Annotated in this window: 13 protein-coding genes; 2 read left to right on the forward strand and 11 right to left on the reverse strand. The window is 57.6% G+C overall.

All coding sequences use genetic code 11. The features are described from left to right. Positions 1–4 precede the first annotated feature (4 nt). Both AAAK34_RS10370 and AAAK34_RS10375 read left to right on the forward strand, forming a co-directional pair. Positions 5–1,171: an alpha-hydroxy acid oxidase gene (locus tag AAAK34_RS10370; protein WP_231692971.1), complete on the forward strand. Its 1,167-nt coding sequence runs from the start codon at positions 5–7 to the stop codon at positions 1,169–1,171. Between the two features lie 267 nt (positions 1,172–1,438). After that, entirely contained in the window at positions 1,439–2,407 is a 969-nt protein-coding gene (locus AAAK34_RS10375) for a tripartite tricarboxylate transporter substrate binding protein (RefSeq protein WP_231692972.1), read from the forward strand. Between the two features lie 141 nt (positions 2,408–2,548). On the opposite strand, the gene AAAK34_RS10380 is transcribed toward AAAK34_RS10375, so the two are convergent. From AAAK34_RS10380 to phnE, 11 genes are all read right to left on the reverse strand, one after another. Beyond that, complete coding sequence (locus AAAK34_RS10380; protein ID WP_431777245.1) at positions 2,549–3,373, reverse strand: nitroreductase family protein; 825 nt, start codon at positions 3,371–3,373, stop codon at positions 2,549–2,551. A 336-nt stretch (positions 3,374–3,709) separates the two neighbouring features. Further along, a complete protein-coding gene (locus AAAK34_RS10385) occupies positions 3,710–4,462 on the reverse strand; it encodes a Bug family tripartite tricarboxylate transporter substrate binding protein (RefSeq protein WP_431777246.1) in 753 nt (250 codons plus the stop codon). Further along, positions 4,459–4,677 carry a hypothetical protein gene (locus AAAK34_RS10390; protein ID WP_431777247.1) on the reverse strand — a complete coding sequence of 73 codons (219 nt, stop codon included), beginning with the start codon at positions 4,675–4,677 and terminating at the stop codon, positions 4,459–4,461. The genes AAAK34_RS10385 and AAAK34_RS10390 overlap by 4 nt, the downstream gene beginning before the upstream one ends. A 32-nt stretch (positions 4,678–4,709) precedes the next feature. Beyond that, positions 4,710–5,495, reverse strand: coding sequence for a citryl-CoA lyase (locus AAAK34_RS10395; protein WP_231692975.1), 786 nt, complete (start codon positions 5,493–5,495; stop codon positions 4,710–4,712). A gap of 34 nt (positions 5,496–5,529) precedes the next feature. Next, positions 5,530–7,131 (reverse strand): AMP-binding protein, encoded by a 1,602-nt coding sequence (locus AAAK34_RS10400; protein WP_231692976.1) that lies wholly within the window; start codon positions 7,129–7,131, stop codon positions 5,530–5,532. 72 nt (positions 7,132–7,203) lie between these two features. Beyond that, complete coding sequence (gene tcuB, locus AAAK34_RS10405; protein WP_231692977.1) at positions 7,204–8,376, reverse strand: tricarballylate utilization 4Fe-4S protein TcuB; 1,173 nt, start codon at positions 8,374–8,376, stop codon at positions 7,204–7,206. Then, positions 8,363–9,772 carry an FAD-dependent tricarballylate dehydrogenase TcuA gene (tcuA, locus tag AAAK34_RS10410; RefSeq protein WP_231692978.1) on the reverse strand — a complete coding sequence of 470 codons (1,410 nt, stop codon included), beginning with the start codon at positions 9,770–9,772 and terminating at the stop codon, positions 8,363–8,365. The genes tcuB and tcuA overlap by 14 nt, the downstream gene beginning before the upstream one ends. 84 nt (positions 9,773–9,856) lie before the next feature. Then, the gene (locus AAAK34_RS10415; RefSeq protein ID WP_231692979.1) at positions 9,857–10,783 is read right to left on the reverse strand and encodes a LysR family transcriptional regulator; all 927 of its coding nucleotides are present in this window, start codon (positions 10,781–10,783) and stop codon (positions 9,857–9,859) included. An 81-nt stretch (positions 10,784–10,864) separates the two neighbouring features. Next, on the reverse strand, positions 10,865–11,308 hold the full coding sequence (locus AAAK34_RS10420) for a GNAT family N-acetyltransferase (protein ID WP_431777248.1): 444 nt from the start codon (positions 11,306–11,308) through the stop codon (positions 10,865–10,867). Between the two features lie 64 nt (positions 11,309–11,372). Continuing rightward, a complete protein-coding gene (locus AAAK34_RS10425) occupies positions 11,373–12,551 on the reverse strand; it encodes an MFS transporter (protein ID WP_231692981.1) in 1,179 nt (392 codons plus the stop codon). A 176-nt stretch (positions 12,552–12,727) separates the two neighbouring features. Beyond that, on the reverse strand, positions 12,728–13,537 hold the full coding sequence (gene phnE / locus AAAK34_RS10430; RefSeq protein ID WP_231692982.1) for a phosphonate ABC transporter, permease protein PhnE: 810 nt from the start codon (positions 13,535–13,537) through the stop codon (positions 12,728–12,730). Positions 13,538–13,565 lie beyond the last annotated feature (28 nt).

The raw sequence follows: 13,565 nt of genomic DNA on the forward strand, positions 1-13,565 counted from the left end.
CAACATGGGGCTTGCATACAACGTCCACGACTACCGCGAGAAGGCTAGGCAGCGGCTTCCCAAGGGTTTGTTTGAGTTCGTAGACCGTGGTACGGAAGACGAACATGCGCTGCGCAGGATGCGGGATGCTTTCGATGCCATTGAGTTGAGTCCGTCGGTGCTGACTGACGTGTCCAAGCGAACGGCCAAAACCAATCTTTTTGGGCGAGAGTGGAGTTACCCGCTTGCCATTGCTCCAACGGGAGTCGCTGGGCTGATGTGGTACGAGGGTGAGCTTGCCTTGGCGAAGGCTGCGGCTGCAGCAGGCATACCATTTACCTTGGCGACCGGCTCATTGACGTCTATTGAAAAAGTCGCTGCTGAAGCAGGCGGAAATCTCTGGTTTCAGTTGTATGTGTGGCCTGATAAGAAGCAGTCCTACGCATTGATCGAACGAGCCAGGTTGAACGGGTTTGAAACGCTCGTCGTAACGGTGGACACAGCTGTGCCCTCCAATCGTGAATACAACTTTCGCAATGGGTTCACTGTTCCATTCTCGCTTTCCTGGGCTAACGCATACGATGTGCTGACGCATCCTCGGTGGCTGCTGGGTGTTTTGGGCAGATATGTCCTGACCACTGGCATGCCTCGATACGAAAACTATCCGAGTTCAGAAAAGCGCAGAGTCACAGCGGCTCCGGTTGGCCGTGCGATGCCAAAGACAGATATGCTCACTTGGGATGACTTTCGTGACCTGCGCAAGGCATGGCCTCATAAGCTGCTTGTGAAGGGCATTCTGCGTCGAGAGGACGCTCTTCGAGCGGTGGACATCGGAGCCGACGGGGTGATCGTGAGTACCCACGGTGGCCGAATTCTCGATAGTGCTATACCTTCAATTCGCGCTCTGCCTGGAGTTGTTGACGCAGTAGGAAATAGGGTTCCTGTACTCGTCGATAGCGGTATTCGTCGAGGCAGCGACATTGTCAAAGCACTTGCGTTAGGCGCTTCTGCTGTATTGGCCGGGCGAGGCCCTCTATACGGCGTGGCCGTCGAAGGGCAGCCTGGTGCGGCACGCGTGTTGGAGATGCTCCATCAGGAAACGTTGCGCGTGATGGGACTCGTTGGCAAATCCACAGTCCAAGAACTGACCAGAGACATTCTGTGTACACCAGGGCCTTCAGGCTCACTCTAGATTCGGAAACCACACTAGACCCTCAAGACCGGGAGGCAAGGTCATATTCTCAGTTCAGGAGTTAGGAGAAAAATGAGACATCCATCGCTGACATAGGGCGGGACATGTGCCGATCACGGCGATTGGCACATTGCCATCGCATCCATACACACTTCTTCAATTTCATCCGGCATCAGTGAGGAGCTGAGGATCCAGCAAGTCGCAGGATCATTGGAACTGTTGCCACTTGTACTTGATTCGCAAGCCATTTAAGTCTAGGAGACAAACATGCAGATCTCGAAAATTAGCCGCCGTGTTGTTTTAGCGGCGTTGTCAGCGGTGCCACTGACTGTCTACGCTGCGGAGGACAAATATCCCTCCAGAACCGCAACGATTGTTGTTGCCTATGCGCCCGGAGGCTCGACAGATATCGTTGCCCGAATGCTCGCAAATGAGCTTTCGAAAAATTTGGGGCAAAGCGTGATCGTTGACAACAAAGGCGGAGGAGGCACGTCAATCGGAACACAGTTCGTGAAGCGCTCACCTCCCGATGGACACACACTGCTTTTTGGAACAAACGCCTTTGTAATCAGCTCGCTGCTACAGAAGAATTCATGGGATCCCGTGAAGGACTTCGAGCCTGTTGGAATGGTCACGACCCAATCGCTTGGCGTGCTGGTGCGTCCGTCGCTGAAGGTTAAGTCCATACCTGAGCTGATAGCTTACGCCAAGGCGAATCCGGATAAGCTCAATTTTGCTTCGTCGGGAAATGGGTCCGCGCAGCATCTGGCCGGTGAGGCGTTCAAACGTGCTACCGGAATCACCATGGTTCACGTTCCCTACAAAGGTGCAGGCCCAGCAATACAAGACATGATCGGGGACCGAGTAGATGTTATGTTCACCTCATTGGTGGGCCTGTCGGAGATGGTGAAAGATCAGAAACTGACACTGTTGGCAACGACAGGCAAGCAGAGATCTCCTGGAACGCCTAATGTACCGACAGTCGCGGAAGGTGGAGTCCCAGGTTACTCCGTGCAGTCTTGGCAAGGGTTGTTTGCACCTGCAAACACTCCCGCATCGGTCATAAATCAGCTTCAAAAGGAGCTAGTACGTGTTAGCCAGGAAGGCACGATGGCTAAGCGGCTGAGAGAACAGGGCATGGAACTTTCGGTCGGCACCGGCGCAGAGTTGCGCGCGCATCTTCAGCAGGAGCTCGACTCCTACAAGACTCTGCTTCAGTCGGTGAATGTGGATTGAGCTATCGGAGCCATTGAAAGCATGGACTGCAAGTGCAAAGCACACGCAATCCATGCCACGATTGCGGGCGACTTAGTCGCCTGAAGCGGCCATCTCCAAGTTGATCAGTGCCTGTTGCGCCAGATTTTGCTGGTTTTGCTCTCAGCGATTTTCGAAACCCATTGCGTGCAAGGCGTTAACTAAGCGGTCACGGCCTTGCAGAGCCTCGGCACCGCGTACGCGGTGCAGCGAGTGGCGAATCCAGTCGCCGTTCGTTTTCATGCCCTTTGCTTCATAGAAGTTGAGCATTCGTGCGGCGTAATCTTCGACGGGCGCGCCATTGAGGGAGGCGTCGTAGCTTTCCTGGTGCAATACTGTTGATAGCGGAAGGCGTGGCTTGACGCTGCTGGGGCGCTCTGGGTCGGGGTAGCCCACGCACATGCCGAAGACCGCGAATGCACGTGGCGGAAGGTCCAATTCCCTGGCTACGGCTTCTGGGTGGTTGCGGATGCCGCCGATGTACACCACTCCCATGCCTTGCGCTTCTGCGGCGACGGCAGCGTTCTGGGCCGCGAGCGTGGCGTCTATGACGCCGACGAGCGTCAACTCGAGGTAGTCAAGCCCTTCATGCGGCAGGCTGTGTCTTTCACCAGCGGCCTCCAGCCTTGCGAGATCAGCAATCCAGATCAGGAACAGCGGACACTCTTCAATGTGACGCTGGTTGCCTGCAAGGGCCGACAGGCGTTTTTTCTTCTCGGTGTCACGAACGGCCACCACGCTCCAGGCCTGAAGGTTGGAGGAGGTCGAGGCGGATTGGGCGGCTGCCACCATCAACGCCAATTCTGACTCGGTGACAGGGCGTTGGGAATAAGCGCGAACTGAGCGGTGCTGCAGCATGGATGCCAGCACTGGATTGTTGGGATCGTCTGCTTTGGGTGCTGCGCCAGCGTAGCGCGCTTCCAGATGTTCTTGTAGTGATTCCTGCATGTTTTTGAGTGTACTTTCAAGCTGCGCTGGTTTGCAGTGCCAGAGGATGCTGCAATGTGGTGAGGTCGGCTCAACTGAAGAGGGTGTCGCAAAAGTAATTTTCTTCAAGGCTTCTGCTGTTCTCGTCATTCCCGCGCAAGCGGGAACCCAGTTCAGCCTCTCTAGCGCCCCTGGATTCCCGCCTGCGCGGGAATGACGAGAGGGGGCGGGAACGGCTGCGAAAGGACTTTTGCGACACCCTCTGAAGGCTGCCCTCGCGGTGATGGTAGGGCTCGGCTTCCATGCGATCCAGATGATCTGATCGAATCGCATGCAGTGAAACTTAGCGGATCTGGTTCAGGGCTTCGCCGTGTCGGATGGCTTGAGTAGGCGTTTCCAGCGTACCAACTCATCCTTGATGAGCTTGTCGAATGCTTCGGGAGTCGTCACATTGACATCGCCATCAATCACCGCGAGACGTTCAACAATGCCTGGATCAGCCAGCGCCTGACGCAAAGCATCGTTCAGCTTGGCGACGACTTCTTTCGGCGTACCCGCTGGAGCCAGCATGCCCCACCAGACGACCGAGTTGAACCCTGGGACGCCTTGCTCTGCGATAGTCTTTACATCTTTCGCAGAGGCCAGCCGGGTCAAGCCCGATGTGCCTAGAATCTTGACCCGTTTGGCATCCAGAAATGGCTTGACCTGGGACATTCCTGTGAAAGTCAAGTCTACGTGACCTGCGGCGACGTCGGCGATGGCGGGACCCGCACCTTTGTAAGAGACATTCAACATGGACACGCCCGTGGCGTCCTTGAACAGGGCAGAGGCAAGCGCCGAGCCTGAGCCTTCTCCAGAATTGGATATGCTGACTTTTCCAGGATTCTTGGAGGCGTAGGCGATCAACTCGGGGACGGTGTTGTGCTCGAAGTTGCTGCGTGCCGCCAGAACGAACGGATAGGTAATGACCAAGCCAATCGAGGTGAAATCCTCAGGGGTTCGGTAACGCAGGCTAGGGATCAATGTTGGGTTGGTCGAGAACGCAGTGCTTGTGAACAGCACTGTATAGCCATCGGGCGCAGAGCGCGCGACGTATTCCGTACCCGTCACCGTGCCAGCACCCCCTTGTTTTCAACTACCACTGGTTGCTTGAGAATCTGGGCCAGTTTGTCAGAGAACGTGCGGACTATAAAGTCACCACCGCCACCTGCTGCAAATGGCACCACGATCCGAACAGGGCGGTTCGGATAAGTGTCAGCAGCGGCGAAGACGGCGGTGCTGAGGCTTAATGCCATCGAGCCAATTACCAAAGACCTGCGTTTCATTTTTATCTCCTCTTAGAAATCGTTTTTTCGCTCTAGCGAAAGTGCGCGGTGGCTTGTTCTTCGATCATGGTTTTCATTTCGCGTGCGATAGGGTTGCGGCGCTCTTCAAGCACGTGAGCTACCAAACCGACGGCGCGTGCCAGCACGCCAATGCCACGCACGATGTCCCATGGCAGTCCCATCTCGCAGGCGACTGCAGCGATCGCACCGGTTGCGTTGACCGGAAGCGACTTGCCTAGCTGTCGGCCTGCTTCGTCTGCGATGGCTTGCATCAGCGCGACATACGGGCCGTCGAAACCGTTGTCGCGTGCAAGCTTGAAAAGCGCTGGAGCGCGGGGGTCTTGTGGTTTGTGGATATGGTGGCCTATGCCGGGCAAACTTCGCCCCGCAGCAATTTCACGCGCTACGATTTCTCTGGCCAGAGCCGTGATATCCGGGGATGATTCAGCCTCGACGTCAGATTTCGGCAAGCCTTGTTGCAGAAGGCGTGCGGCGTCTTCCATGCTACCCACGAAAACGCTGCCCAGCCCGCAGAGTCCTGCACCTACCGCTGCCTGCATGGCTTCTGGGGCACCGGCCAGGGTAAGCCTGGTTACCAAGGCGCTGGGGGTGAGACCATGCTCCACGAGGCATACTGCAATCGCGTTGAACATCAGGGACTCACGCTCAGTTGGCAAGCGGTCCGTCATCCCCAGGAAGGCCATGTCACCCAACGAGACCTTACCAAGGATGTCTTGGCAAAGGTCCAGACCTTTGATGGTGATCTTGTCTGTGGTGCTCCAAGCGATGTCGGTGCGAAGAGGTTTTAGTCGGGCCATGATGGGTGCCTTCTTGAGTAATAGTGCGATGGGTTCAGGGGGTCTGAAGGTCAGTGGCTCGAGAGCGCAGACTGACGTCTTGCCGCATCTGCGCTTTGGCCACCTTGTGAGTAGGGGTGTGAGGAATTTCGTCTACGAACGCTACGAACCGGGGGACTTTGTGCGCAGCGAGACGCTCTCTGCACCAGTCTGCTACTGCTTTTGCAGTCAGGGTGGAGCCGGGTTTGAGGACAAGGGCCACCAGAATTTCATCCTCTCCTAGTTCTGACGGCACTGCAATGGCGGCGGCTTCATGCACCGCCGGGTGCTCTCCTACGACTCGGTCGAGTTCTGCGCCTGCGATGTTCTCCCCGCGCCTGCGGATGATGTCTTTCGCTCGGGATACATAGAAGAACCAGCCTTCGGCATCGCGACGAACGAGGTCTCCAGTTTTGAACCATCCGTCGTGAAAGGCTTCTGCGGTCTGCTTTGGATCACGGTAGTATCCCAGCATGCATACGGGCGTTTTCACCCATAGTTCCCCCACAGAATCTACTTCGACATCATTGCCTTCCGAGTCAACGATGCGGCATGCTGCCCAGGGTTGTTCGGGATCGGGGTGCTGAGCCAACAGCCCCATGGAACCCGGTTTACATGGCTCACCATAAGGGTTGCAGGTAACACCGGGGATCTCGGTCATGCCGAAACCTGACAACAGGTTCTGGATCCCAAAGTCCTCACGAAAAACCTGCTGTGCGTTAAGACGCACCCCATATACGACTCTCAGTTGGTGATCTTTGCGGAATTCCGAACGGTCGCGTGACTTCAGAATCGAGCCCAGGGTTTCTATGATGTTGACGACCGTTGCTCCGGTGTCTGCCGCAATATGCCAAAAGCGGGACGCTGAAAAGCGCGGGGCTACGATCAGAGCGCAGCCCGCGGCGAGCATTCCACACAGGGAATAGCACAGCGCATTGACATGAAAGAATGGCAACACGATCAGAATGCGGTCTTCCGGTCTCAGTTGCATGCGGCCAAGGTTTGCTTCGCCGACCAGCAGCATGCTGCGCTGGCTATGAAGCACACCTTTGGGGTAGCCTGTAGTCCCGGAAGTGAAGATCATCACGCCAGGAGTGTCGGCCGATGGCGGTGCGGGCAATGTGAGTTCAGGTGCCTCTTCCTGCATCGTCAGCAGGCTTGCCAAACCGTTACGCACGGGGCCGTCGACGTAGGCACACCATCCGTCTAGACCTGCTTCTGCGAGCGCTTCGCTAACCGCTACATGGGCTGCTTCATCAACCACAGTCGCAGAAACCTGCGCATGGCCCAGGGCGAATCGTAGTTCGGCGACACCAAGTTCGGGATTCAGCGGAACGAGAATGGCGCCAAGTCTTGCGAGTGCAAACAACAGTAGCACGTGGCCAGGGCCATTTCGTGCTATCAAGGCTACCCGATCTCCTGTTTTCACGCCGCGAGCGGCCAGAGCGCGTGCCAATGACTCGCACGCAGCAACGCCTTCGTTCCAAGTCATGCCCCGCCCGGATTCGTCGAGAATCATCGGGGCGTCTCCTCTTGCTGCCTTGCGGCTGAGCAGAGCACCATAGAGGGTGTAGTCGTGCGGCGGGTAGCTGCGCAAGACCTCCAGCGACGTTTTCATGTCTCAATACTTTCGTTTTGAAGCCGTAACGCAGCAGAGGCGCTTGCGTCACGACCTTTCAATAGTTCCGGGTCAATCCGAGCCTAGCCCGATCGGGTTAGGTTGTCGTTTTTCCACTGCGTGGCGCAGCATGGCTGCGCTGCGGAATACTCCGTGCGCAAACTTACCGTAGGGTAGGGTGAGGAACAGTCCCATGACGGCACCGAGATGGATGCACAGCATGACACCCATGGCTGTTGTGCCGCGCGTCCACCACAGAAAAAGCCCGCTCGACGCTATCAGGAAAAGCAGGGCAATGAATCCCAGGTCCATCGGCTTCTGCTCGGCGGCACCATGCTCTGCGGGGCGACTCCGATTCAACTTCCATAGCCCGATAGTGCCCATCACCATGCTGATGCCACCAATCGCGCCCAATAGCTTCGGTACAGACGGCAGGTCATATGGCGCTTGCCAGCCTAGGAAGTAGTGATAGATAGTGGCCACGCTGGTAGAGGCAAAGCACAGCATGAATCCGTAGAACGTCAAATGGTGCATGCGTCTTCTCGAGTGCGTGTAGGCGTCGTCAGCGTCATGACAGCCTTCACCATGACCTCCATCAAGGTATTTGAGGCTCAGGACGGAGTGAGTCGCTTCGACGGCTGCCGCGCCGCTGGCAGGGGCGCCGCTTGTGGATGATCTGACGTCGCGCATGAAGGTGCGGACCCCCATGCCTAGAGCGAAAACAGCGAATAGAAAAACGGGCGCGAACAGGCTGATCAGAAGATTGTGAGGAAAGATCGCATAGAAGTCGGCGCCAGGTTTGGAGCCCCATAAGCTCCCGTTGAGGGACACCGCAATGGCCAGAAAAAGAGCAATACCGAAGGACAACGCGAGAGAGACGAAAAGTCCGTTGCGCCGGTAGAGGCTGCCGAGGGCGGGGGGCCAGGCGTAGTCGCTGTAGGTCTGGACTCGAACCCGTGCCATGGCTTGAGGCACGTTGACTGCGAACTCATGGGGCGGTGCGTATTGGCAGGCATGCAGGCACGCTCCGCAGTTGTGGCACAGGTTCGCCAGGAAGTGAATATCGGCTTTCCCGAACTCGAGCCGGCGTGTCATGGCCGGAAACACCGCGCAGAAGCCTTCGCAGTAACGACAGGCATTGCAGATTTGCATCTGCCGGGACACTTCGGCCTCATGCAGGCTCAGTACCGGCTGACCTTGAGCCAATGCGCGCGCGTCGCGCGTCAAAGCGTCAAGCGTTTGCATGCGACGCTCCTTTGCCGGTGGCTACTCGGGCCGCGTTTGTTCCAGCGATTCTGCCGAAAGCCGTTCCTATGGACATGCCTACTCCCGCGGTGTAGCCCTGCCCAAGGACATTGCCGGCCATCAATTCCCCGGCTACGAAGAGGTTGTCACTTGGCACGCCACCAAAGCGTGCCGCAGCGGTCTCGTCCGTGAGAAAACCGAGGTAGGTGAAAGTCACCCCTGGCCGGACGGCGTATCCATAGAAGGGTGGGGTGTCGAGCGGACGCGCCCAGTGCGTCTTTGGCGGAGCGATGCCTTCAGTATGGCAGTCGTCGAGCACGGTATGGTCAAAGTTTCCTTGTACGCACGCAGCGTTGTAGGTGTTCAGCGTGCGCATGAAAGTATCCTCATCCAACTGCAGTTTTCGTGCGAGTTCGGGAAGCGAATCGGCCACCACTCCAGGAAACACGGGTGGCATGAAGCGGCCAATGGCTTTGGCATCAATGATTGAATAGCCTATTTGGCCTGGCTGCTGAGCCACGAGTCGCCCCCAGATTGCGTAGCGTTTCGGCCAGAAGTCCTCGCCTTCGTCATAGAAGCGCTCGCCCTGGCTGTTAACCACCACGCCGAGGGAAACACAGTCGATGCGGGTGCAGATGCCACCGTCATACAGAGGGGCGCGCGCATCGATGGCGACCATATGGGCTTGCGTCGGGTCGCCGATCCGGTCCGCTCCATGGTCTTCGAGCATGTGGCGAAGCAATACACCCTGGTTGTAACGGGTTCCCCGAATGAGGAAGTTGTCTGCCGTCCATTCGCCACCTGCGTTTTGACCCCAGGCAGATCGCAGCCAGTCACGGTTTGACTCAAAGCCCCCGGCAGCGAGCACACAGGTCTTGGCTGGAATTTTTTGTCCGTTCACGTACGCCGCGACGAAGCGTCCCCCGTCCATTTCTATGCGATCGACCGGAGATTGATACCGAACTTCTACTCCCAGTTTTTCAGCGCTGCGGAAGTAGGCGTTGATCAGCGCCTTGCCTCCTCCCATGAAGAACGCATTAGTGCGTGCAACGTGTAATGCGCCTGAGAGAGGCGGCTGAAAATGCACGCCGTGTTTTCGCATCCAGTCTCTGCAGTTGCTGGAAGCGCGTATCACCAGGCGCGCCAGGTGCTCATTGGTTTTTCCACTGGTTACCTTCAGCAGGTCCTGCCAGAATTCTTCTTCGGGATAGGCATCGATCAACACGTCTTGCGGCGCATCGTGCATGCAGCGCAGGTTGCGGGTGTGAGCGGAATTTCCTCCGCGCCATTCACGTGGTGCCGCCTCCAGCAGCAGCACACTTGCACCAGCCTCACGTGCCATCAGGGCGGCACACAAGGCGGCGTTGCCGCCACCGATGACGAGGACGTCATGCAATTCAATCTCCCAGTTTCGTGTATCAGGGGATCGAATGTAGAGGGGCCAATTTACTCCAGCAAGTCGGCTTTTGCCAACGGGCGTTCAGTTTTTGTGAAGAGTAGCTCCCTTCCAGAGGCCACTTGACACAGCCGAGCGTGCTACTTCGGTCAAGACAACTCTCGCAGCCAGCGCAGCCGGCGAGAGCTCGTCTTCCGAGAGACTGGCAAGCAAATTGCGTCGAATGGCGGTGCCATCCTTCAGTGGAACGCTGACGCAGTCGCCCGAGCCGAGCCGTACCATGGCCGCGCCGGGCTGAATGGTGGCGCCGTGGCCCGCGCGGACAGCGTCCATCAGGAGAGAGAGTCCATCGATTTCGGTTACTACGTTTGGGGTGACTCGTATTCGCGCAAAGGCGGCGTCCAGAAGAGTACGCAAGCCGTGGCTGGGGCTGGGTAAGATAAGGGGCAGACTAGCGACCTCGGTCAAGCGGACCCGCGGGCCGGCAGGCATGCCGGGAAGGTGCTTGACGCCAATGACGAATAGTTTCTCATCCAACAGGGGCGTGATGCTCCATCTTCGCGCTGTATCGGCCCCAAACAGAATGGCCAGATCCAGCTGGCGGGCATTCAGCATCGCGGCGAGGTTTCCCGAAAGCGCTTCAACCAGTTGCAGACGCACTGCCGGATACCGCTCGGCCATGGCCTGAAGCAAGGGCACACCAAGTACTGAGGCCGTTGTAGATGACATGCCGATGTTGACGTGACCAGAGAGGCGCGCAGTTTGAGCGGCCCTGATCGCGTCATCGGCATGACGCAGGGTGAGTTGGGCCTGTTGCCAGAACGCCATGCCTGCATCGGTCGGCTGTACGCCGGTTGTCTTGCGCTGTAGTAGCCGCGTTGAGAGCTCTCCTTCCAGACGGCTAATCTGTTGGCTTAGCGCGGATGTCGCCAGCCCCATCTCAAGTGCAGCTCGTCCCATGCTTCCGAGCTCACATACTTTGACGAAATAACGAAGCTGACGCAGTTCCATGAGTGGAACTGTATACCGGAGCGAGCATAAACCAGCACGTACATGGCGATGTACTTGACGTTTCCGCTCTTTTGAGACTAATTAGGCGTTTACGTTGCCGCTTGCCACGTAAGAGTAACGCACGATGTCGTCGCGAAGCTTCCAGCCCTGACGGACCCAGAATTGACAGCCCATTTCATTTTCCGTGAACACGTCGATGTGCGACTTGTTAATGCCGAGGCGCTTCAGGGCGTCAATGCACTGATTAACCAACATGCGCCCAACTCCTTGTCGTCTGTAAGCTGGCAGAACGGCAAGATGCTGCAGGTAGCCTCGGCGGCCATCGTGGCCGCTCATGATGCAGCCTTTAAGCTTACCTGGGTCTGAGTCGTCGAGGGCGACGAAGCTCAGGCCTGGATTGCGCGTCAGGTAGCGCGCAGTGGCTTCGCGGGAGTCGGCATCGCGTAACGAGACGCCCGGCGTGTCGGACAGCAGTTTGATGACGGCATCGTAGTCGTCAATGCTCATGGCTCGAATAATGGTCATGGGAGTACGGTACAGCAGGAACTCACTAGGTTGAGTTCAGAAACGGTTCTAGGCTGAGGCACCCTCAGCGACGCAAACGTGCCGCCATGGCTTGCAGCAGAAGGCAGGCGAGTAGGCCGAGGGCTGTCGTCAGCCACAGCGCGCCACTGCTCCAGTGCACCACGGCCATGCCGAATAGCAAGGGTGCCGCAGCCTGTGCGACTCGAGCAGGCGCCATGATCCAGCCTTGGCGTTGGCCGTAGCCCGTAGCACCAAAAACGACGAGAGGAAGGGTGCCTTTGGCGATGGTCAAAATGCCGTTGCCCGCGCCATGCAGAAAAGCAAAAAGCCATGCGCTTGCCGGCCCAAGAATCATGAATCCGACAACACCCAGCGGGTGAGCGGCAGCGGCCATTCGGGCTGATAGCAGGGGTGAGATATGCCGCAGAATGCCGAACTCCAACAAACGCCCGGCAACCTGTGCCGGCCCCACCAGCATGGCAATGCCAAGCGCCGCAGTCGCGCTCAGGCCTTGGTCTTGCAGCAACGTGGGTAGGTGAGTGGCCATGGCCGTGCTGGTGAACCACACGATGGCAAACACAACTGCCATGGCCATTCCTATCCATGAAGGTACAGGCTGAGGCGCTTCAGCAACCTGAGAATGCGTGGGCGGAATACTGGTTGTTGGAATAACCTCTGGCGCCCTCCGCGGTAACCACCAATGCAACGGCGCGCCCAGCACCACATGCAGCGCCGCCCAGGCGAGGCATGTGCCACGCCAGCCCAAGGTTTCTATCCACCAGGCAGTAAGCGGCCAACCTACCGTGCTGGCAAAGCCAGCCACCAGAGTGATGCCAGTGATGGCATTGCGGGCATTGGCAGGATAGAGGCGCACCACGGTAGCAAAAGCTGCGTCGTACAAGCCGCTGCCCATCGCCAAGCCCAGTAGGGCCCAGGCTGCCCACAATTGGAATTCGTTCTGCACCAGGGCCAGGCCTGTCAAGCCACTGGCGAAGAGAACGTTGGTGACAATGAGCACCTTGCGACCACCGTGCTCATCGATCGCCCGCCCGGCCAGCGGACCAATCAGCGCCGAAATCAATAGTGCCAGCGTGAATGCGCCAAATACACTGGTTACCGGCAGCCCAAGTTCTGATGCCAGCGGCGCTGCCAGCAAGGCAGGCAGGTAGTACGACGAAGCCCACGCCAGAGTCTGAGTGGTGCCCAGACGGGCCACGACCTGTCTCTGGCTATTGGTACTCATGGTGTAAGTAGGCATTGATTAGGTGTGGTGAGTCTTTGCCTGCTTGGAACAGTAGCCTTTCACCAATTTGTCTGTGGTTTTCATGTAGGAGCGACTTTAGTCGCGAAAGCCCACGTCGCAGCTAATGCCGCTCCTACAACAGATACATTGGAAAAATTCGATGCGCAGTATTGAAGTTAGATCATCAGTTTCCGAATCCGGGCAGACGCTAAGTCAATCAGGCTGACCGTGACGATGATGATAAGCATCACCGCAGCGGTTTCAGCATACTGGAAGCCACGTATGATTTCCCATAACACGACGCCAATGCCGCCTGCGCCAACCATGCCCACCACCGAAGCTGAGCGTACGTTTGCTTCAAAGCGGTACAGCGTATAAGAAACCCAGAGGGGCATCACTTGCGGAATAACGCCATAGACGATTTCATGCAGGGCGGATGCGCCGGTCGATCGAATGCCTTCCACGGGTTGCGGATCGATCGCCTCTACCGCTTCGGAGAAAAGCTTGGCCAAAGTGCCTGACGTGTGGATCCAGAGAGCCAGGACACCGGCAAATGGTCCTAGGCCGACGGCCACCACGAAGAGCATGGCGAACACCATCTCGTTGATGGCGCGGAACGAATCGAGCAGACGTAGCACAGGCTGGTGGATCCACCACGGGGTGATGTTGGAGGATGCCAGCAGTCCTAGCGGAATGGCGGTCAGCACCGCCAGGGCTGTGCCCCATACAGCGATCTGCAGCGTGATGACCATTTCATGCACGTACATCTTCCAGTCCGCGAAGTTGGGAGGGAAGAACTCGCTCGCATAGGTGGCCATGTTGCCGGAGTCACGCAACAGTTCCATGGGGCGCATGTCGGCGCCCTCCCAGGATGCTGCCAAAATCAGGGCCACGGCGGCCCAGCCGATAAACCAGCCAAGGCTTCGGCGTGGCTGTGCTGCCTGTGCCAGCGAGGCCAGGGTGGGGGTGGTCGTGGTAGTGGTCATTTTGCTTTCCAGGTGTGACAAGGCCCGC

Source organism: Ottowia caeni (assembly GCF_050821495.1).
In the GTDB taxonomy this organism is placed as follows: Bacteria; Pseudomonadota; Gammaproteobacteria; order Burkholderiales; family Burkholderiaceae_C; genus Ottowia; species Ottowia caeni.